Genomic DNA, 21,031 nt, shown 5'->3' with positions numbered 1-21,031 from the left:
GTTGGAGGAACTGCAATTCCGGGTGCTTGCGGCCGATGGCTGTGAGAAAGGCGCTGGAGTTCATCAACGACGAAGACCAGGACATCGATCTGATGATGACCGATGTCGGCTTGCCGGTGATTGACGGTCGTGAATTGGCCGTACAGGCCAGAAGGCTGCGCCCTGGACTGCCGATCCTGTTTGCTAGCGGTTATGCCGAAAGCATCGAGGTGCCTGACAGCATGCATGTCATTGGCAAGCCGTTTTCGATTGATCAGTTGCGGGAAAAGGTCAAGGGTATTCTTGAATGACGCGACTCAAGCGCTCGCGCGTCTGCGTTTAGCCTCCTGCCGCTCTCTGAAAGCGATGATGTCATTGATATCCACTTTAGCCGGAGTCTTTTCTGGCACCGAAGTCGGGGAGGTTTCTGGCGCAGGCGCCATTGCTTCCTGCTCAGCTACCGCTTGGTTACCAAAATCGACGCCAGCGAACTCGGAGGCACCATCCAGCGGCTGACGGAATTTGCTTCCCACGTCTCGACCATTGCCTTTCAAAGGATTGACCTCACTCGCCCTGATCGCTCGATTGATCGCTTTGGGATTGGGAATGAACCTCCCGGTCCTGTCATAGGCGCCGAGAATCAAGGCAGGCGGTAGATCGACGGCATAGTTGATTTCCAAAGGAGGCAGTTGTTTCAACCCGGAGTTAGGGCGAAATGCTAGTTCGGTATTGGCATACAAATGGAATCCCTCCAACTGACGAGCATCGACGAAATAGGTGTAGCCGCCTTTTTGGCCACCATAGACAAAGGCCCCTGCGCCGTCTTTCTTGTAAAAAGCCGAGGTCGAAATCCCTGCGCCATCAAGATCGAGTGCATCGTGAGCACCTCCATAGCCACCTTTGAAGCCGTTGACCTGGCTGAGATCCCTGATTGGCGTGCGTTGGGTAAACCCTTTTTCAAAGATTACCGTCGGGTCGCGCATGTCCCCGCGGAACACGAAACCTTGATAGACAAAACCTTTTTCCGGCCCGGAAAGTCTCACCACCTGTGAGTTCGTCGCGAGGGACTGCGCCACATTAGGCCCGCCCGCCAACTCTGACAGGTAGCCTGCGACAAGCGCCCCCTTGCCTGCATCCGGTATTTCTTTACCTGCAGTACTCGCCAACTGATGGCTGATGCTGCCCACGGGTCTGCGTACCAGCGAGGGTCTGTTACTGCGTTTGAGCGTTTCGAGCACCCGGCGGCTGATGTTCCTCTTGGCCGCGATGGAAAGGGCTTTACCCAAAAGTTTTTCCGCAATGGGGCCGGCGAGTTCAGACAGAACTCCGATCGCTGCGTTGATCCTCAAACGTTCCGCCTCGGAAGGATCATCAGAGATTTCGGCACGGATCAGATCAGTTGCCGATGCCCCAATTCCCAACAGGAAGGGAATCAGCATACGAATCGGTGCAGACACCCAGGCCGCCGCTCCTCCGGTAGGGATCGAAACCGCGAACGCAATGCATTGCAGCAGATACCCGGCGACTTCCAACGCAATATCGGTCATACGCTCGGCGTGGGTTGATACCAATGTATCGATATCCGCCAACGCTCGCTCGATCTGCCGGTCGAAAAGGGCTTTACCAATGTCAGTGCTGGATCGAAATACAATCTCTCGATAGTTTGGGCGCGTCGCGAACAGGGGGAATTCCATTCCCCTATATTTGAAATCACGGACGTAAGATCTTTGTTGGGCACTTAATGGAACACGCTTCAACAGGCGCTTTTGCAGTTCCGGATGGTTTTCCAGAAACCTTCCGCGCTCGTCATGCCCGGCGGGAAATTCGATGGCAGCACTGTCTTCGCCCAGAAAAAACAACACGCCGCGATCCAGATTGCTGCGCCCGATAAACACAGCGTTATCGACCTCAAGATCCGGGTCGCTGTGCAAGTTAAGAAGGCGCGCAGGGATCAAGCCTTTGAGATACTCAAAGGCAATCATCCTGTCTTCCATTGAACGAGCGTCACTCTTGATGAACTCTACGACCAGCTTGTTGAGTTCGGCTTTTTTTAGCAGTCGCCCAAAAGCTTGCGCCGCAGGATGCTGTAAGCTTTCGGCTACATACTGTTTGAAGTCAGCCTGATAGTCGGCCCCCTCCAAAGTCTTTACAAGCTTGGCAGGATAGTAGGAAGGCCATTGTATTTCAGAGTACCCCCTGTCTTTCAGTGCACGATAATGATAGCCGGTGCATATTTCTGCCAATGTGAATTTTCTCTCCTTCCAGTTCGCGGAATTTCTTTCGGCTTTAAGCATGTCACTGCGATTGGGTTGTTTAACCTCTATATATCTAATCAGCACTTCTGAATCATGCTTTATCCGCGACCTGTTTTGTTCGTCAGGCACTAGCGCTTGCACAGTCTCATCAATGCGATCACGAATAAAATATGCAGGATCAAAGCTGGCTGGGTCAGCGACGATCGAACAGCCATGCAATATTTCATCACCCAGATTTTTCACATTAACACCATCAACATCTTTTTCATCGAACGAGCTGATTTCGAATGTTTTGGTTCTCGCCATTGGCATTGGCATTGGCTCCTCCTCTTCCAGATCACTTAGGGGGTCCAGCAACCATAGAAGCGAATATTGATCTTCGGCATCGTCGTAAATACCAGGCAAATCCATTTTCATAACTTATCCCTGCGAACAGCAACAAAGTACGAGCTGCACTTTTCCATTACTGCAAGCCAGACACTAGCGTAATCACCCCCAACCAAACAATAAACCGTGGAAATGTTATTAATATTTACAACGCAACCAAAAACTTTAGTTATATTTTCCGACATGCATGTAATGACGATAAAAAACGTACTGCTCTCAACCGGCGACAACGGTGTTTCAGTTCAAAAACAACCTTGCTGTGGTTTAATTGCGTCCCCCGCGCCCTGGCCAATTATCCACCCCAAGGAATATCGATGACTCAACCCCGTGCAACCAAAGTCCTAGCCATTGGTTACGTCTGGCCCGAGCCCCGCTCTTCAGCGGCCAGCGGGCACGTCATGCAGATCCTCGAAACGTTCTTGCAGCAAGGCTGGGACATCACCTTCGCCAGCCCAGCAGGCCCCGGCGAGCACAAGGCCGATCTGACCGAGCTGGGCATCCGCGAAGTGCCGATCGAACTCAACAACAGCAGCTTCGACACCTTCATCAGCGAACTGGCGCCGGACATCGTCCTGTTTGACCAGTTCATGATCGAGGAGCAGTTCGGCTGGCGCGTCGAAAAGTACTGCCCCTACGCCTTGCGCGTGCTTGAGACCTCGGACCTGCAAAGCCTGCGGCATGCCCGGCATCAGCGCCTCAAGGAGCGCTTGAAGGCCAGTGATGACGCCAACGATTTCAGTGAGTTATTCGCCCCGGCATTGCGTGAAGAATTCGAGTTCATGGCCGATACCGACCTGGCGAAACGGGAGATTGCCGCACTGTATCGCTGCGACTTGAATCTGATGATCTCCGAAGTGGAGATCGAATTGCTGGTCGAGCAGTTCAAATTGCCCCGCACCTTGTTGCACTGGTGTCCGCTGATGGTCGACCCACCGAGCGTGCCGCCGGTAGCCTTTGAAGACCGGGCGCACTTCCTGAGCATCGGCAATTTCCGTCACGCCCCCAACTGGGATGCGGTGCTCTGGATGAAAAATACGATCTGGCCACTGATCCGCCAGCGACTCCCCGCTGCGCAGTTACACATCTATGGCGCCTATACGCCGCCCAAAGCCACGGCACTGCACAATGCGGCCCAGGGTTTTCATGTGATGAACTGGGCAGAAGATGCATTGCAGGTCATGTCTGCAGCCAGGGTGTGCCTGGCACCTTTGCGCTTCGGTGCCGGCATCAAAGGCAAGCTTGTCGACGCCATGTTGTGTGGCACACCCAGTGTCACCACACCGACCGGTGCCGAAGCCATGCACGGCGAACACTCATGGCCGGGGGCAGTCACCCGCACGGCAAAGGAATTCGCCGATTGCGCGGTTCAGCTCTACAAGGATGAATCACGTTGGAAGGAGGCCCAATCCTTGGGGCAGACACTGTTGACCGATCGTTATCGACGATCGATACATGGCCCGGCACTGATCGAGAAGTTACTGTATTGCCAGCAACACTTGTCGCAACTTAGAAGGGATAACTTCACCGGCAGCATGTTGCGCCATCACTTTCATAAAAGCACGCAATACATGGCACAGTGGATTGAAGCAAAAAATCGCACTGAGTAAGCGTTGATTTACCAACCAGGCACAACAAGAAGACTGAAGACTCACAGCTTGTATCAAGTTAGTTATAGATGAACAACACGTTAATCATTATAAACACCTTGCAAGCGCCACTTTAATTGCTTCAGAGCAAGTGGCGCCCTCTTTTATTAAATCCCTGCAAGGATGCGTTAATGAGCAACACTATTTCAAACAACTACGAAAATCATAACTGGATGGCCGCCACACCGGCCATTGATACCTTGTCGCTCTGTGAGTTAACACTGCCGGGCACTCATAATGCGGGCTGTGACCGGGAAGCGTCGTACGCGTTGTTACCAGGCGCCAACTGGCTCGCGTGTCAGGACGTCCCGTTTTATTCCCAGCTGAACCGCGGTGCTCGGGCGCTCGATGTTCGATTGGTTTATGACGCCGACGCGGCAGGACTTGGAAGGTTCCGTTTCCAACACAGCGACTTCCTCTCTTCTCGCACGTTGGGTGATCTTGTCGGCGACATCAAAGCTTTTCTTGAGAGAAGCTACGATGAATTCATCATTCTGGATTTTCACGAACTGAAACACGGCAAGGAGATGTTTGACTTCAAACACTTCAACGACATGATGCTGAAGCATCTCGGCGATCGAATGATACCTGCCGAAAACCAGGGCCTGAGCCTCGGTCAGCTCAAGGAAATCAGTCCATTACAAAGGGTATTGGTCGCCGCGCCACTGCACTACAACCTGGATTACAGATGGTTTTGCAGACAGATCGAACACAAATGGATCGGCGACAAAATAGTCACTCCCTACAGTCTGCGTAATTACATTACCAAGGTACTGAACAGTCCGCCTGGCAATGGATCGCTCTGGTCGCTTTCCGCAACCTGTTACCTGAGTGGCCCCACAAAAATTCTTGATCAACTTGACGCGTGGTTTGATCCAGAGAAAAGTGAATGGGCTGCAATGTGCAACATTATCAACTTCGACTTTATTAAGAACTCGAAAGTCGTGTCTCATTGCCGAACGGCAAACCTGAAAAAAGCCAGCCAGAAAATCGAATAGCCATCGCAATATCAGGTGGCCATATTTGTGGATATATTTCCATGGCTGGCAATACTGCCGCGCACTTCTATGCTGGGTCATGAAACGGATGTGGCATGCAGCCACATCCACCCCGTGAATTTCTTCGTCCCACGGATGGGACGAAGTCAACGACAAGGAACTGTCATGACCCGCAGCACTGCAATCACGTTCGACAAGCAGAAATGGATGAGCAACGTACTGGATATCGACCGGTTGAAGCTGACCGATATCGTCTGGCCCGGCACGCACAATGCCGGCATGGACAAAAAAGCACCCAACTATGAGGTGGTGATCGGCAACTGGACGACCTGCCAGAACGATTCCTTTGCCTGGCAATTGGCCAACGGGGCGCGGGCGTTCGATATCCGGCTCGGTTATACCGCCGGCCCGGAAGTACCGGTTTTCTACTTTCATCACAACGGTTATCAGTCTCACCGCATCCTTGATGAGCTGGTCGACGCGGTAACGACATTCCTCGATCAAAATCGGGACGAGTTCATCGTGTTCGACTTCCACCAGTTGGGTGATGGGTTGAAGCCTTTCGACTACAAGCAACTCAATGATTTTCTGATGCGCCGCCTGGGCCCGCGTCTGATTTCTGCTTCGGATGGATTGAGTACTGTGGAACAGCTCAAGCGCGCCAGTTCGACGCGCCGCATTGTCATGGCAGCGCAGATGAAGCCTGGACTAGACAGTGAGTATTTCTGGCCGCGAATTCCTCACAAGTGGAATGGCAGGGTATTCAACGACACCACCGATCTTCAATCCCATATCGAGACCACTCTTTCAGAAGCTCCTTACGACACATTTCTCTGGTCATTGCCGGTGACCTGCTACTCGGTGCTGGGTGGTCCGCAGCACATCAAAACCCATATCGATGACTGGTTTCACACCACCCACGACCGAGTCACCCGGTGCAGCATCATCAGCACCGATTTCTTTGACGAGTCGCAAATCGTCCGCTACTGCTGGGTCGCCACCAGCATGAAAGCGGTTTATGGTCATGGATTGCATGAACGGCCATAAACGATAGTCGCGGCAGGCTGGCACAGCAGGCGCGGAAAGAGGCATGATCCGCTGGCGATAACAAGAAAAGCGCCCTGACATGACCCGAACAGCCCGCGTGACAGACCCCTCCTACGAGTTGATGGATGACCATAACGGGTTGTCCATCATCTACCGCCAGCACGGCTTTCCGTGCCCGTTGGTGCGCTGGCATTTCCATAAGGAATACGAACTGCACCTGATCGTCGCCAGCTCCGGCAAGGTGTTCATCGGTGACTACATCGGTAACTTCTACCCGGAAACGCTGTTCCTGACCGGCCCTAACCTGCCCCACAACTGGATCAGCCAGGTGGCCGAAGACGAAGTGGTGCCCAAGCGCGACATGCTGGTCAATTTCACTGACGAGCTGTTTGAAAGCGGCCATCAGGTGTTCGCCGAACTCAAGACGCTTGCGCCCCTGCTGGAGCGTGCACAGTACGGCATCGAGTTTCGCTGCAAACGCACGATCCGCCAGGCCATGACCTTGATGCAGCGCATTGCCGACACCCAGGGTATGACCCGGCTCGGGCATTTTTTTATTCTGTTGGAACTGCTGGCGTCTTCGGACGATTACCAGTTGCTGTCCGGTGCCACGACCCCGCAATTGGCCGATGAACACAATATCGATCGTACCAACCGGGCGGTGGATTACATCTTTGCTCATTACGCCCGGGACCTGTCGCTGGAAGAAGTCGCCGAGCACCTGGGTTTGAAACCGACGTACTTCAGTCGCGTGTTCAAACAAGCCACCGGGCGCTGTTTCATCGAATTCGTCAATCGCCTGCGCATCAGCAAGTCCTGCGAACTGCTGGCCGATGGCGACAAACCGGTGACCGATGTGTGTTTCGAGTCGGGTTTCAACAATATTTCCAACTTCAACCGACGTTTTCAGCAGCTCAAGGGCATGACACCGTCGCACTACCGGCGGTTGGTGGTGCAGCGGCTGACCGAACAAAACCTGGGCTGAAGGCCTTGGTCATGTGGTGATTTTTAGATCGCCTTCGCGGGCAAGCCTCGCTCCTACAAGTACCGCATAACCCTGTAGGAGCGAGGCTTGCCCGCGAAGGGGCCGGTAAAACCTGTACAAAATCGATGACCGCTCGCCTCTAAAAAGCCTGTCCTTGCATCTCCCGCTCCAAACCACAGTGCAAAAAAGTATCGATCACAGTGCGATGGATGATTTGTCAGTCCATCAATTGAAGGCTGTAATCAGTGCACATTCTTCCCGCCGCAGGAAGACACAAAAACAATAACTGTCCTTCTGTAACCCGTTGGGTGCAGAAAAGGAGTGCACGATGCAACCTTCTGTAAAAGCTCTGCTTGCCCTCACCTGCATGACCCTCAGCAGCGTCAGCCTCGGCGCCCAGACCCTGACCATCGCCACCGTCAACAACAGCGACATGATCCGCATGCAAAAGCTCTCGAAAACCTTCGAGGCCGAGCACCCGGACATCAAGCTCAATTGGGTGGTGCTCGAAGAAAATGTCTTGCGCCAACGCCTGACCACCGACATCGCGACCCAGGGCGGGCAGTTCGATGTGCTGACCATCGGCATGTACGAAGCCGCACTCTGGGGTGCCAAGGGTTGGCTGGAACCGATGAAGGACTTGCCGGCCAGCTACGCCCTCGACGATGTCTTCCCTTCGGTGCGTGAAGGCCTTTCGGTCAAGGGCTCGCTCTACGCCCTGCCGTTCTACGCTGAAAGCTCCATCACCTATTACCGTACCGACCTGTTCAAGGACGCCGGGCTGACCATGCCGGAACGCCCGACCTGGACTCAGATCAGCGAATTTGCCGGCAAGCTCACCAATAAAGATAAAGAACAGTACGGTATCTGCCTGCGCGGCAAGGCTGGCTGGGGCGAGAACATGGCCCTGATCACCACCGTCGCCAATGCTTACGGCGCACGCTGGTTCGATGAGCAGTGGAAACCGGAATTCACCGGTCCCGAGTGGAAAAACGCGCTGAATTTCTACGTCGACACCATGAAGAAATCCGGCCCTCCTGGTGCGTCGAGCAACGGTTTCAACGAGAACCTGGCGCTGTTCAACAGCGGCAAATGCGCAATCTGGGTCGATGCCAGCGTCGCCGGCTCGTTCGTGACCGATAAGACCCAAAGCAAGGTCAGCGATCACGTCGGCTTCACCTACGCACCGCATGAAACCACCGACAAAGGTTCGGCCTGGTTGTATTCCTGGGCGCTGGCAATTCCCACCAGTTCCAAGGCCAAGGATGCGGCGAAAACGTTCAGCGCCTGGGCCACTTCCAAGGAATACGGTGCGCTGGTCGCGGAAAAAGACGGCATCGCCAATGTGCCGCCAGGCACTCGCGCCTCGACCTACACCGAGGCCTACATGAATGCCGCGCCATTCGCCAAGGTGACGCTCGAATCGCTCAAGGCAGCCGACCCGAGCAAGCCGAGCGCCAAACCGGTGCCGTACATTGGCATCCAGTTGGTGACCATTCCTGAGTTCCAGGCCGTGGGCACCCAGGTCGGCAAACTGTTCTCGGCAGCGCTGATCGGCCAGACCACGGTCGACCAGGCCCTGACCGCCGCCCAGTCAACCACCGAACGTGAGATGAAGCGCGCCGGTTATCCCAAATAACCCCGCACCCCATGTGGGAGCGGGCTTGTGTGGCGAGGGAGCTTGCTCCCGTTGGGTCGCGAAGCGGCCCCAATGCTTTGCGACTGCTTCGCAGCCGAACGGGGGCAAGCCCCCTCGCCACAGAGCCCGCTCCCACATTTGATCTTCATTTGCCTGTTCCCAATCGGTTCTGATCGCCATGAATATTTCAACTGCCAAAGCTCACATGGACATCCCCCAGCCGGTGCGTAAAAGCCGGTTGGCCAACCCCGGCTGGTTTCTGGTCAGCCCCTCGGTAGCGTTGCTGCTGCTGTGGATGATCGTGCCGCTGGGCATGACCGTTTACTTTTCAATGATCCGCTACAACCTGCTCTACCCCGGTGAAAACCAGTTCGTGGGGTTGGAGAACTTCAGCTACTTTTTGAGCGACTCGGGTTTCTTGCCCGGTGCCACCAACACCCTGTTGCTGGTGGGCAGCGTGCTGCTGATCAGTGTGGTGTTCGGGGTGTTGATCAGTGCTTTGCTGGAGGCCAGTGAGTTTCTCGGTCGCGGCATCGTGCGGGTGATGTTGATTTCGCCGTTCTTCATCATGCCCACCGTTGGCGCGCTGATCTGGAAAAACCTGATCTTCCATCCGGTGTCGGGGATTCTCGCCTACATCTGGAAACTGTTCGGCGCACAGCCGGTGGACTGGTTGGCGCACTACCCGCTGCTGTCGATCATCATCATTGTGTCCTGGCAATGGCTGCCCTTCGCGATCCTGATCCTGATGACCGCCATGCAGTCCCTCGACCAGGAGCAGAAAGAAGCTGCGCGCCTGGATGGAGCAGGCCCCATCGCGATTTTCTGGCACCTGACCCTGCCGCATCTGGCCCGGCCGATTGCGGTGGTGGTGATGATTGAAACGATCTTCCTGCTGTCGGTGTTCGCCGAAATCTTCACCACCACCAACGGTGGCCCCGGCTACGCCTCGACCAACCTCGCCTACCTGATCTACAACCAGGCGCTGGTGCAGTTCGACGTCGGCATGGCGTCCGCCGGTGGCTTGATCGCGGTGGTGATTGCCAACATCGCGGCCATCGTGCTGGTGCGGATGATCGGCAAAAACCTGACAGACAAAGCCTGAGGCCTGCGCCATGACTCTTCAACAATCCCGTCGCCTGCAAAGCCTGCTGCTCGGCACCCTGGCCTGGGCCATCGCGATCCTGATTTTCTTCCCGATCTTCTGGATGGTACTGACCAGCTTCAAAACCGAAATCGACGCGTTCGCCACCCCGCCGCAGTTTATCTTCACGCCCACCCTGGAGAACTACCTGCATATCAATGAGCGCAGCGATTACTTCAGCTTCGCCTGGAACTCGGTGGTGATTTCCTTCAGCGCCACGGCCCTTTGCCTGCTGATTGCGGTGCCGGCGGCCTACTCGATGGCGTTTTATGAAACCCAGCGCACCAAAGGCACGCTGCTGTGGATGCTCTCCACCAAAATGCTGCCGCCGGTGGGTGTGCTGATGCCGATCTACCTGCTGGCCAAGCAGTTCGAGCTGCTGGACACACGGATTGCGTTGATCATCATCTACACCCTGATCAACCTGCCGATCGTAGTCTGGATGATTTACACCTACTTCAAGGACATCCCCAAGGACATCCTTGAAGCTGCGCGCCTCGATGGTGCCACGCTGTGGCAGGAAATGGTCCGGGTGCTGCTGCCAATCGCCAAGGGCGGCCTGGCGTCCACGGTGTTGCTGTCGCTGATCCTGTGCTGGAACGAGGCGTTCTGGTCGCTGAACCTGACCTCGTCCAAAGCCGCGCCGCTGACCGCGCTGATCGCCTCGTACTCAAGCCCTGAAGGTCTGTTCTGGGCCAAGTTGTCGGCGGTGTCGACCCTGGCCTGCGCGCCGATCCTGATCTTCGGCTGGATCAGCCAGAAACAATTGGTCCGCGGCCTGTCGTTCGGTGCTGTGAAATGAAGATCGCCGCCCCAACACGATCCCTGTAGGAGCCAGGCTTGCCGGCGAAGGCGATCTTCCGGACGCCTTCGCCGGCAAGCCTGGCTCCTACAGAAAAGCCCGTCCGGCTCAACTGAATAACAACACGTGGAGGCCCATCATCATGGCCAACCTGAAAATCAAGAATCTGCAAAAAGGCTTCGAAGGTTTTTCCATCATCAAAGGCATCGACCTGGAAGTAAACGACAAGGAATTCGTGGTGTTCGTCGGCCCGTCGGGCTGCGGCAAATCCACCCTGCTGCGGCTGATTGCCGGTCTTGAAGAGGTCAGCGGCGGCACCATCGAACTCGATGGCCGCGACATCACCGAAGTCAGCCCGGCCAAGCGCGACCTGGCGATGGTGTTTCAGACCTACGCCCTGTACCCGCACATGAGCGTGCGCAAAAACATGTCGTTTGCCCTGGACCTGGCCGGCGTGGCGAAAGCCGAAGTCGAGAAAAAAGTCGGCGAAGCAGCGCGCATCCTTGAACTCGGGCCGATGCTCGAACGCAAGCCCAAGCAACTGTCCGGTGGTCAGCGTCAACGTGTGGCCATCGGACGGGCGATCGTACGTAACCCGAAAATCTTCCTGTTCGACGAACCGCTGTCCAACCTCGACGCCGCCCTGCGGGTGCAGATGCGCCTGGAACTGTTGCGACTGCACAAAGAACTGCAAGCCACGATGATCTACGTGACCCACGATCAGGTCGAAGCGATGACCATGGCCGACAAAGTCGTCGTACTCAATGGCGGCAAGATCGAGCAAGTCGGTTCGCCACTGGACCTGTATCACCAGCCGGCGAACCTGTTTGTCGCTGGCTTCCTGGGCACGCCGAAAATGGGCTTCCTCAAGGGCAAAGTCACCCGCGTCAACGGCCAAAGCTGCGAAGTGCTGCTGGAGGCTGGCACCCGCATCACCCTGCCGTTGAGCGGTGCCAACCTGAGCGTCGGCGGCGCGGTGACCTTAGGGATTCGTCCGGAACACCTGGAGCTGGCGAAACCCGGCGACTGCACCCTGCAAGTCACCGCCGACGTCAGCGAACGCTTGGGCAGCGACACCTTCTGCCACGTCCTGACGTCTTCCGGTGAAGCGCTGACCATGCGGGTTCGCGGCGATCTGGCCAGCCGTTATGGCGAAACCCTGAGCCTGCACCTGGACGCCGAACACTGCCATTTATTCGATGCCGATGGCGTGGCGCTGACCCGTCCACTGCGCGCCGCAGCCTGATTCGAGAGCCTGTGATGAAACTGAATAAACACAACCTCAACCGCCTCGCCCCTGAGGTGGCCCTGCCCGCCTACACCTTGAGCGACACTCGCCAAGGCATCGCCCACATCGGCGTCGGCGGCTTCCATCGCGCGCATCAGGCGTACTACACCGACGCCTTGATGAATACCGGCGAAGCGCTGGACTGGGCCATTTGCGGGGTCGGCCTGCGCACTGAAGACCGCCGCGCCCGGGACGACTTGAAGGAGCAGGATTACCTGTTCACTCTGTTCGAACTGGGCGACACCGACGACGCCGAAGTGCGGGTCATCGGGGCCATCCGCGACATGCTGCTGGCCGAGGACAGCGCCGAGGCCCTGATCGATAAACTCGCCCATCCAGACATCCGCATCGTCTCGCTGACCATCACTGAGGGCGGCTACTGCATCGACGACAGCAACGGCGAGTTCATGGCGCACCTGCCGCAGATCCAGCACGACCTGGCTCACCCGAACGCGCCAAAGACTGTATTCGGTTTCCTCTGCGCCGCACTGGCTAAACGGCGCGCCGCCGGCACGCCCGCGTTCACGTTGATGTCCTGCGATAACCTGCCGCATAACGGCGCGGTGACCCGTAAGGCCCTGCTGGCGTTCGCTGCCCTTCGCGATGCCGATCTGCGGGACTGGATCGAGCGCCATGTCAGCTTTCCCAACGCCATGGTCGACCGCATCACGCCCATGACCAGCACCGAACATCGTCTGCAACTGCACGACAAACACAGCCTCGACGACGCCTGGCCGGTGGTCTGCGAACCGTTTGTGCAGTGGGTGCTGGAAGACAAATTCGTCAACGGCCGTCCAGCCTGGGAAAAGGTCGGCGTGCAGTTCACCGACGACGTCACGCCTTACGAAGAGATGAAGATCAAACTGCTCAACGGCAGCCATCTGGCCCTGACCTATCTGGGCTTTTTGAAGGGTTACCGCTTCGTTCACGAAACCATGAACGACCCGCTATTCGTGCGCTACATGCGCGCCTACATGGACCTTGACGTGACGCCGCAACTGGCGCCGGTACCGGGCATAGACCTGACCGAGTACAAAAACACCCTGGTGGCGCGCTTCTCCAATAAAGCGATTGCCGATCAGCTGGAGCGGGTGTGTTCGGACGGCTCATCGAAGTTTCCGAAATTCACCGTGCCGACCATCAACCGCTTGATTGCCGATGGCCGGGAGACCAAACGTGCGGCATTGGTGGTGGCGGCTTGGGCGTTGTACCTCAAAGGCGTGGATGAGAATGGCCAGACCTATTCGATTCCCGACCCGCGAGCGGCGTTCTGTCAGGCGCTGGTGGCCGATGATGCGTTAATCACTCAGCGGTTGCTGGAGGTTGAGGAGATTTTCGGGACAGCGATTTCGCGTTCTTCGGAGTTCGTGGCGGCGTTCGAGTGGTGCTGCAACAGCTTGCGGGAGGTTGGGGTGACGCGGACGCTGGAGCGGGTGCTGGCCTAAGCCCCTGCGGTGAAATTTCTGTCGCCATCGCGGGCAAGCCCGCTCCCACAGGGATCGAGGTTGGTCACAAATCTGTGTTCCACCACGGACCACTGTGGGAGCGGGCTTACCCGCGATGGCTGACTGACAGACACCATCAATGTTGAATGTGCACTGATATCGACCTGACGATCCAAGGATCTTCCATGGCAAACCAACAACTATTCCTCGGCATCGACTGCGGTACTCAAGGCACCAAAGCCGTCATCCTCGATGCACACAGTGGTCAGGTCCTCGGTCAGGGCGCCGCCGCCCACAGTCTCATCAGCGGCGCCAATGGCCGTCGCGAACAAGACACCGCCCAATGGCTGGAAGCCTTTACCCTGGCCACCCGCCGCGCATTGCTCGCAGCGAATGTAGACGGTCAAGCGATCCTCGGCATTGGCGTTTCAGGCCAGCAACATGGTCTGGTGCTGCTCGACGATCACGGTCAGGTGCTGCGCCCGGCCAAGCTCTGGTGCGACACCGAATCCACCGAGGAGAATGATCGTCTGCTGGCTCATTTAGGCGGTGAAAAGGGTTCACTGGAACGCCTCGGCGTAGTGATCGCGCCGGGCTACACCGTGTCCAAACTGCTCTGGACCAAAGAACAGCACCCCGAGGTATTCGCCCGAATCGCCCGCATCCTGCTGCCCCATGATTACCTCAACTACTGGCTCACCGGACGCAGTTGCAGCGAGTATGGCGATGCCTCGGGCACCGGTTATTTCAACGTGCGCACCCGCCAGTGGGACTTGCAACTGTTGCGCGACATCGACCCCACCGGGCGCCTGCAAGCCGCACTCCCGGAGCTGATCGATGCCCACCAGCCGGTTGGCACGATCCTGCCGGGTATCGCCGAGCATCTGGGCATCAACCCCAAGGCACTGATCTCCAGCGGCGGCGGCGACAACATGATGGGCGCGATCGGCACCGGCAATATAAAGCCCGGTGCGATCACCATGAGCCTCGGCTCCTCGGGGACGGTTTACGCCTATGCCGAGCAACCGAACATCAGCCCGGATGCTTCGGTCGCGACGTTCTGCTCTTCCAGCGGCGGCTGGCTGCCACTGATCTGCACGATGAACCTGACCAATGCCACCGGGGCGATTCGCGAGTTGTTCGAACTGGATATCGAGCCGTTCAACGCCTTGGTCGAGCAAGCGCCGATCGGTGCCGAAGGCGTGTACATGTTGCCGTTCCTCAATGGCGAACGCGTTCCCGCCCTACCCCATGCCAGCGGCAGCCTGCTGGGGCTGACCGTGACCAACCTGACCCGGGCCAATCTGTGCCGCGCCGTGGTGGAAGGCACCACCTTCGGTTTGCGTTACGGGCTGGACCTGCTGCGCAAGAATGGCTTACAAAGCCGCAGTATCTGCCTGATCGGCGGCGGCTCGAAAAGTCCGGTGTGGCGACAGATCGTCGCCGACATCATGAACACCCCAGTGATTTGCACCGAACACAGCGAGGCCGCGGCCCTCGGCGCCGCGATTCAGGCGGCGTGGTGCAAATCCTGGGCAAACGGCCACGAAGACAACCTGGCGAATTTGTGCGAGCGTTGTGTGACGTTCGATTTGGCCAGTGAAACCTTACCGATTGTAGAAAATGTGCAGGCCTGTCAGCAGGCCTACGAACGCTATCAACAGCATGTCGCAACCCTTTAAAGAGCGAGAAACTATGTATCTGGTGTGTGGTGAAGCGCTGTTCGATTTCTTCAGCGAAGACGATGCCAGCGGCCTGGCGTCCAAAGTGAATTTCAAGGCGATTGCCGGCGGCTCGCCGTTCAACGTGGCGGTGGGTTTGCGCCGTTTGGGGGTGGATGCCGCACTGTTTGCCGGGCTGTCGACCGATTACCTCGGCCGACGGTTGCAGCAAGTGCTGCAGGATGAAGGTGTGCGCCCGGACTACCTCGTGGACTTTGCCGCGCCGACCACGTTGGCGATGGTGGCGGTCGGTGCCAATGGCTCGCCCCATTACAGCTTTCGTGGTGAAGGCTGTGCAGATCGGCAGTTGAGTCTGACGCATCTTCCGACGCTTGGCCCTGAAGTGCGTGGCTTGCACATCGGCTCGTTCTCGCTGGTGGTGCAACCGATTGCCGATACCTTGCTCGCGCTGGTGCAGCGCGAAAGCGGCAAACGCCTGATCAGCCTCGACCCGAACGTGCGCCTGAATCCCGAGCCGAACATTGAGTTGTGGCGTTCGCGGATTGCCACGCTGGTGGAGCTTGCCGACCTGATCAAAGTCAGCGACGAAGACTTGAGCCTGTTGTACCCCGAGCAGGATCCTCAGCGCGTCATCGAAGGCTGGCTGGAGCACCGCTGTCAGTTGGTTTTCCTGACCCGTGGCGGCCAGGGGGCGACGGTGTTCAGCCGTGCGCAGGGTTCGTGGTCGGTGCCGGCCTGTTCGGTGAAAATCGCCGACACCGTGGGGGCTGGCGATACCTTCCAGGCGGCGTTGATTACCTGGCTGACCGAGCAACAGCTGGATTCGGTTGAGGGTGTGCAGCAGTTGAGCCGCGAGCAGATCGACGGAATGCTCAAGTTTGCGGTGAGCGCCGCAGCGTTGACCTGCAGCAAGACCGGGCCGGATTTGCCATATCGGCAGCAGTTGGAAGTGCGCTGAATGTGAGGCCCTCTTCGCGAGCAAGTCCGCTCCACATTAGCCTTGTGACCAACACAAACCTAATGTGGAGCGGGCTTGCTCGCGAAAGCGGTCTACCTCACACCGCCACTTGGCGGTAGGCCAGTGAGGATTCTGACGCTATGCTCTGGCGTTCTCTCTCTGCCGCAAGGATTCGCCATGCAGTTGTCGTTTCGCACGCTGTCGACGTTCACCGCCGCGCTTTGTTTTCTACTGGCGCTGGTCTGGGGTTTGATGCCGCAATGGTTGCTGGCGATCTGGAGTATTGAATACTCGTCTGCGGCGGGGTTTGTGGCCAGGCGCAGTGCGGTGTTGTTCGGCGCGGTGGGGGTGATGTTTTATCTCGTGCGGCAGGCACCGCCGTCGGCGACGAGAAGCGCGATGTGCAGCGGCTTTATGGTTGGGTGTTTCGGTTTGGCAGCACTGGGCTTCGGCGAATGGCTCAATGGTCATGCCGGGCCGGGTATTTTGCTGGCGATTCTGGTGGAGTTGGCACTGGGTCTGGGGTTTATCCAGACCCGGTGCGTGTCGGTCGAACTGGGTGAAACGGCTGGTTAATGGACTTTTGACTTTGGGCTGAACAGCTGGCTGTGCGCGTTATGCGCAAGGTCGGTGCGTAACTCGGCTATCAGATTATTGATCTCCCGACAGCCGTTGAGGCGATGGGCGTCTATGCCGGTAACGAACAGGTCCAGATGGTCAGTCTCGAGGTCCGAATACACCTTGACGGTCATCGACAGCTCCGGCGACAGCGTGCATTGGCAGCGTTTCGGGAGAAAGCTGCTTTCAACGATATTGCGTAGTTCCAAGGCAGAAAGAAACATGGCCACCCTCTCGGTATTGTGAGATTGCCAATCAAAAATCAAATGTCGGTCGGAGCTCAAATCGCCCGTTCTTTTTCTTCCGTGCGGGCTACATCGTTCCAACGTCCGACCGTTTTCTTGTTTCAGCGCTGGCTCAACAGGCATCGTGGTCAGCTCAAGACAGCTTCAGCATAAAACATGCCCAGGATTTCGCTCTGCGCCTCGTCGGCAAATCAAGGGTTTGGGGCAAGTGGCAACACATCGCGTCATGCAAAATGCAAGAAAGGACTGTTTCAAGACCTGCATTTTGCAAACACCGCCGATGGCGGGTTTGCATTGCCTGAGGACGGCAGGGAGAATGCGGCCCATCCATTCAGTATCCGCTGCCCCCACACACACGCAAGAAGTCATCAGGGTGCTTTGCCGCTTAACGCGACCGTTGGGCTGATAGTTGCCGTTCTACCCCTGACGCCTTAACCTCCTCACGCCGATACGCCGCTCAAGGCAGCGCGCTCGGCCACATGCCGCAAACTGTCGAAATTGATATTCGCTCCGGAATCAATGGCCACCAGGATCTGACCCCGGGCGCCGGTTTGCGCCACGTACTGTTTGATCCCGGCCACGGCCAGGGCGCCGGAAGGTTCGGTGATCGAGCGGGTATCGTCGTAGATGTTCTTGATCGCCGCGCAGAGCTCGTCGTTACTGACCGTCAGCACTTCATCGACGCAAAACCGGCAGACCTCGAAACCATGGGTGCCGATCTGAGCGACCGCCACGCCATCGGCGAAGGTGCCGACAGTCGGCAGGACAACCCGTTCGCCGGCTTGTAATGCAGCCTGCAAACAGGCGGAATGTTCCGACTCGACGCCGATGATGCGGACTTCAGGGCGAAGGTATTTGACGTACGCGGCGATACCGGCGATCAAGCCACCACCGCCCACCGGAACGAAGATCGCGTCCAGCGGCCCTTGGTGCTGGCGAAGGATTTCCATGGCGACGGTGCCCTGCCCCGCGATCACGTCCGGGTCGTCGAAGGGCGAAACAAAAGTGCGGCCGGTTTGCCGTGCCAGGTCCAGTGCATATTCCAGGGCAAACGGAAAACTCTCGCCGTGCAGCACCGCATCGGCACCCCGGCTGCGCACACCCAGCACCTTCAGTTCCGGCGTCGTACAGGGCATGACAATGGTGGCGGCAATCCCCAACTCCCGGGCTGCCAATGCCACGCCTTGGGCATGATTGCCCGCCGAGGCGGTGATCACGCCCCGGGCCTTCTGTTCATCGCTCAGGTGCGCCAGCTTGTTGTAAGCACCACGTATCTTGAAGGAAAACGTCGGTTGCAAGTCTTCGCGCTTGAGCAGGATCTGATTACCCAACGCCTCGGACAAGGCCGGTGCCGCTTGCAACGGCGTACGCACGGCGAGTTCGTAAACCGGTGCGGCGAGGATTTTTTTCACGTAGTGCTCAAGCAAGCTTTGCTGGGCGGGGGTGCTGCTCATGGTCGTCTCCTGACTTTGATCGGGCCCCGGAGACAGAAAGTAAAAACCCGCCTCTAGGGCGGGTTGGGTGCTGCAGTCGTGAGCTAGCCCGCCAAATAAGGAATGGCGGTAATAATGCTTGGCTGGCAGCGCAATACGGTGGAAGTCATGGCAGGAAATTAGCCGGACGCTGATGGCAAGTCAATGGCCAATTTTCAACGACCGCTGTAGGCTGGCGGTTCTGCTCATCGTCCCAAGGAAGGGAACCATGAAGTCTGTCGCCCTGCCCCTCATTGCCCTGATCGCCTTCGCCGGTTACACCATTTCGGTGATGCTGCAGGCCGAACAGTCGTTGCTCGACTTCGGCATCAGCCTGATGTCGCGGCCCGATACCGCGCAAGTGGTGATCGATTTGTACCTGTTGGCGACGCTTGCCGGTATCTGGATGTACAAGGATGCACGCAAGCGTGGGCAGTCGGTATGGTCGGTGGTGCCTTATCTGTTGTTGACGGCGATTTTTGTGTCTGTCGGACCGTTGTTGTATCTGGTGGTGCGGGGTTTTCAGGAGCGGAAAAACTCCGCCGTGGCACCTCAAGAGGCCTGATCCAGGAGTTGTTGTGCTGTTCTGATTGCCTTCGCGAGCAAGCCCGCTCCCACATTTAATCTCGGGTGTTCAGCGATTATGTGTTCACAGAAGATCTAATGTGGGAGCGGGCTTGCTCGCGAAGGCGATCTGACAGCGGCTACAAAGGTTGTGTGAACCTGCTTACTTCAATCCAATCTTGTACAACACACCATCGTCCTCGTCAGTTAGCACATACAAATACCCATCCGGCCCTTGTCGCACATCGCGAATCCGTCTGTTGAGTTCACCCAACAAACGCTCTTCGTGAACGACTTTGTCACCCTCGAATTGCAAGCGAATCAACTCCTGGCTCACCAGCGCACCGATAAACACGTTGTGCTGCCAGGCCTTGAAGCGATCGCCGTCGTAGAAGGCCATGCCACTGAGGCCGGGGGACTGTTCCCAGACATGATCCGGGCCCACGGTGCCTTCGGCGGAATCGCCCTTGGCTTCCGGGATCGGCAGGCCGGAATAGTTGATGCCATGGGTTGCCATCGGCCAGCCGTAGTTCTTGCCACGCTCGATGATGTTGATCTCGTCACCGCCCCGGGGGCCATGTTCGTTTTCCCAGAGTGTGCCGCTCCAGGGGTTGAGCGCCGCGCCTTGCGGGTTGCGATGACCATAGGACCAGATTTCCGGGCGAACGCCTTTTTGCCCGACAAAGGGGTTGTCCTTCGGCACCTTGCCATCCGGGTAGATCCGCACGATCTTGCCTTGCAGCTTGTCGAGGTCCTGCGCCGTGGGCCGGTCGTTATTCTCGCCCAGGGTGATGAACAGATAACCGTCGCGGTCGAACACCAGTCGCGAGCCAAAGTGGTTGCCGACCGAGAGCTTGGGCTCCTGACGGAAGATCACGTTGAAATCCTTGATGGCCGTCAGGTCTTCGGACAACCGTCCGCGACCGACCGCAGTGCCGGCCTTGCCGCCCTCACCGCCACCTTCGGCGTAAGACAGATAGACCATGCGGTCTTGCTTGAAGTCGGGCGACAACACTACATCGAGTAATCCGCCCTGCCCCTTGGCCCACACCTGAGGCACGCCACTGAGTGGGGCCGACAGTTTGCCATCGGCGGCGACCAGCCGCAGGTTGCCGGGTCGCTCGGTCACCAGCATCCCTTGGCGATCGGGCAGAAACGCGAGCGCCCAGGGATGCACCAGCCCCTTGACGATCGGCGTGAGCTCCAGGGTGCCCTGCTCGCTTTTCAGTTCCTGGGCTGACGCTGCAAAAACGGTGGCGGTGATCAGCGCGCTGACACAGAGTGTGACGAAGAGTGTTTTACGCAACATGCACGATTCCTTTTGTCGTCAAAATGGCTGGCAAGACCTCTGTCCTGCCGTTCAACGGTAGTTGCGGTCCGAGTCCCGGGGCGGCGGATTGGGAATGAATTTCGGTTGGAGGGTGGGAGCCGGTCGATCTTGCGGATAACGGTTGCCGATACCGCCGTTATCGAGCGTTGGCGGTTGTGGCACAGGCACGGTGTTCGGCCCGCGGATCACCGGGACGTTGGGTTGCGTGCCTTGCATGCTGTTGGGGTTGGCCCGGCGAATCGGGCTGTTGTAAGGATTGTTGTGGGTGCTGCCCGGCAGGTTCTGCGCCAGCAGCAAGGGCGAGGACGGCGATGCGGCGTCTGCCAGAGCCGGCACGCCACTCAATGCCAGCGCGATGACGCCGAGCACACATCGGTTCATGAGGACCTCTCAAAATGAGCGTGCCACGCTTCATGGATGAATGGAGCCACGCTACGCCCAGGGTTCAGATTTGTTAACTAAAACCTCCTCCACAAGATGTAACACGAGTTGACTGCACCGCCGATCTGCCCGCAGGACCGGGCCGCTGTCTGCTGAAACTTTTTCC

17 protein-coding genes and 2 pseudogenes are annotated in these 21,031 nt (G+C 57.5%); 14 read left to right on the top strand and 5 right to left on the bottom strand.

Annotation, left to right across the window (positions count from 1 at the left end):
• Position 1: 1 nt before the first annotated feature.
• Positions 2-290 (top strand): annotated as a pseudogene (locus tag ACA044_RS14245) (response regulator); the annotation flags it as partial.
• Between the two features lie 6 nt (positions 291-296).
• Here ACA044_RS14245 and ACA044_RS14240 read toward each other — a convergent pair.
• Positions 297-2,651 carry a hypothetical protein gene (locus ACA044_RS14240; RefSeq protein ID WP_497446917.1) on the bottom strand — a complete coding sequence of 785 codons (2,355 nt, stop codon included), beginning with the start codon at positions 2,649-2,651 and terminating at the stop codon, positions 297-299.
• 284 nt (positions 2,652-2,935) lie between these two features.
• Here ACA044_RS14240 and ACA044_RS14235 point away from each other — a divergent pair, with 284 nt between their 5' ends.
• The 12 genes from ACA044_RS14235 (at position 2,936) to ACA044_RS14180 (ending at position 16,831) form a co-directional block, all read left to right on the top strand.
• The gene (locus ACA044_RS14235) at positions 2,936-4,228 is read left to right on the top strand and encodes a glycosyltransferase (protein WP_497446916.1); all 1,293 of its coding nucleotides are present in this window, start codon (positions 2,936-2,938) and stop codon (positions 4,226-4,228) included.
• 170 nt (positions 4,229-4,398) lie between these two features.
• Complete coding sequence (locus ACA044_RS14230) at positions 4,399-5,265, top strand: phosphatidylinositol-specific phospholipase C domain-containing protein (RefSeq protein ID WP_497446915.1); 867 nt, start codon at positions 4,399-4,401, stop codon at positions 5,263-5,265.
• Between the two features lie 165 nt (positions 5,266-5,430).
• Positions 5,431-6,312 carry a phosphatidylinositol-specific phospholipase C domain-containing protein gene (locus ACA044_RS14225; protein ID WP_497446914.1) on the top strand — a complete coding sequence of 294 codons (882 nt, stop codon included), beginning with the start codon at positions 5,431-5,433 and terminating at the stop codon, positions 6,310-6,312.
• A gap of 79 nt (positions 6,313-6,391) precedes the next feature.
• The gene (locus tag ACA044_RS14220) at positions 6,392-7,297 is read left to right on the top strand and encodes a helix-turn-helix domain-containing protein (protein WP_497446913.1); all 906 of its coding nucleotides are present in this window, start codon (positions 6,392-6,394) and stop codon (positions 7,295-7,297) included.
• A 328-nt stretch (positions 7,298-7,625) separates the two neighbouring features.
• Positions 7,626-8,936 (top strand): ABC transporter substrate-binding protein, encoded by a 1,311-nt coding sequence (locus ACA044_RS14215; protein ID WP_497446912.1) that lies wholly within the window; start codon positions 7,626-7,628, stop codon positions 8,934-8,936.
• Positions 8,937-9,114: 178 nt separating this feature from the next.
• A complete protein-coding gene (locus ACA044_RS14210; protein WP_497446911.1) occupies positions 9,115-10,041 on the top strand; it encodes a carbohydrate ABC transporter permease in 927 nt (308 codons plus the stop codon).
• 10 nt (positions 10,042-10,051) lie between these two features.
• Positions 10,052-10,882, top strand: a complete 831-nt coding sequence (locus ACA044_RS14205; protein WP_497446910.1) for a carbohydrate ABC transporter permease — start codon at positions 10,052-10,054, stop codon at positions 10,880-10,882.
• A 142-nt stretch (positions 10,883-11,024) separates the two neighbouring features.
• Entirely contained in the window at positions 11,025-12,128 is a 1,104-nt protein-coding gene (locus ACA044_RS14200; RefSeq protein WP_497446909.1) for an ABC transporter ATP-binding protein, read from the top strand.
• A gap of 14 nt (positions 12,129-12,142) precedes the next feature.
• Positions 12,143-13,615, top strand: a complete 1,473-nt coding sequence (locus tag ACA044_RS14195) for a mannitol dehydrogenase family protein (RefSeq protein WP_497446908.1) — start codon at positions 12,143-12,145, stop codon at positions 13,613-13,615.
• A 185-nt stretch (positions 13,616-13,800) separates the two neighbouring features.
• Complete coding sequence (gene xylB / locus ACA044_RS14190; protein ID WP_497446907.1) at positions 13,801-15,297, top strand: xylulokinase; 1,497 nt, start codon at positions 13,801-13,803, stop codon at positions 15,295-15,297.
• 13 nt (positions 15,298-15,310) lie between these two features.
• Positions 15,311-16,255: a carbohydrate kinase family protein gene (locus ACA044_RS14185; RefSeq protein ID WP_497446906.1), complete on the top strand. Its 945-nt coding sequence runs from the start codon at positions 15,311-15,313 to the stop codon at positions 16,253-16,255.
• A gap of 177 nt (positions 16,256-16,432) precedes the next feature.
• Positions 16,433-16,831: a hypothetical protein gene (locus ACA044_RS14180; protein WP_497446905.1), complete on the top strand. Its 399-nt coding sequence runs from the start codon at positions 16,433-16,435 to the stop codon at positions 16,829-16,831.
• On the opposite strand, the gene ACA044_RS14175 is transcribed toward ACA044_RS14180, so the two are convergent.
• Entirely contained in the window at positions 16,828-17,097 is a 270-nt protein-coding gene (locus tag ACA044_RS14175; protein WP_497446904.1) for a DUF1652 domain-containing protein, read from the bottom strand. The two genes, ACA044_RS14180 and ACA044_RS14175, sit on opposite strands and share 4 nt — an antisense overlap.
• A gap of 479 nt (positions 17,098-17,576) precedes the next feature.
• Positions 17,577-18,572, bottom strand: a pseudogene (gene ilvA, locus ACA044_RS14170) (threonine ammonia-lyase, biosynthetic); the annotation flags it as partial.
• A gap of 247 nt (positions 18,573-18,819) precedes the next feature.
• Between ilvA and ACA044_RS14165 the strand changes: the two are divergent.
• Positions 18,820-19,155, top strand: coding sequence for a DUF2834 domain-containing protein (locus ACA044_RS14165; RefSeq protein WP_497446903.1), 336 nt, complete (start codon positions 18,820-18,822; stop codon positions 19,153-19,155).
• A gap of 162 nt (positions 19,156-19,317) precedes the next feature.
• On the opposite strand, the gene ACA044_RS14160 is transcribed toward ACA044_RS14165, so the two are convergent.
• Both ACA044_RS14160 and ACA044_RS14155 read right to left on the bottom strand, forming a co-directional pair.
• Complete coding sequence (locus tag ACA044_RS14160; RefSeq protein ID WP_497446902.1) at positions 19,318-20,463, bottom strand: PQQ-dependent sugar dehydrogenase; 1,146 nt, start codon at positions 20,461-20,463, stop codon at positions 19,318-19,320.
• Between the two features lie 51 nt (positions 20,464-20,514).
• Positions 20,515-20,865 carry a hypothetical protein gene (locus ACA044_RS14155; protein ID WP_497446901.1) on the bottom strand — a complete coding sequence of 117 codons (351 nt, stop codon included), beginning with the start codon at positions 20,863-20,865 and terminating at the stop codon, positions 20,515-20,517.
• Positions 20,866-21,031: the final 166 nt, after the last annotated feature.

The organism is Pseudomonas sp. LBUM1673 (assembly GCF_059695645.1).
Note: the sequence above shows the minus strand (reverse complement) of the source record. Positions and strands in the feature narration are given on the sequence as shown.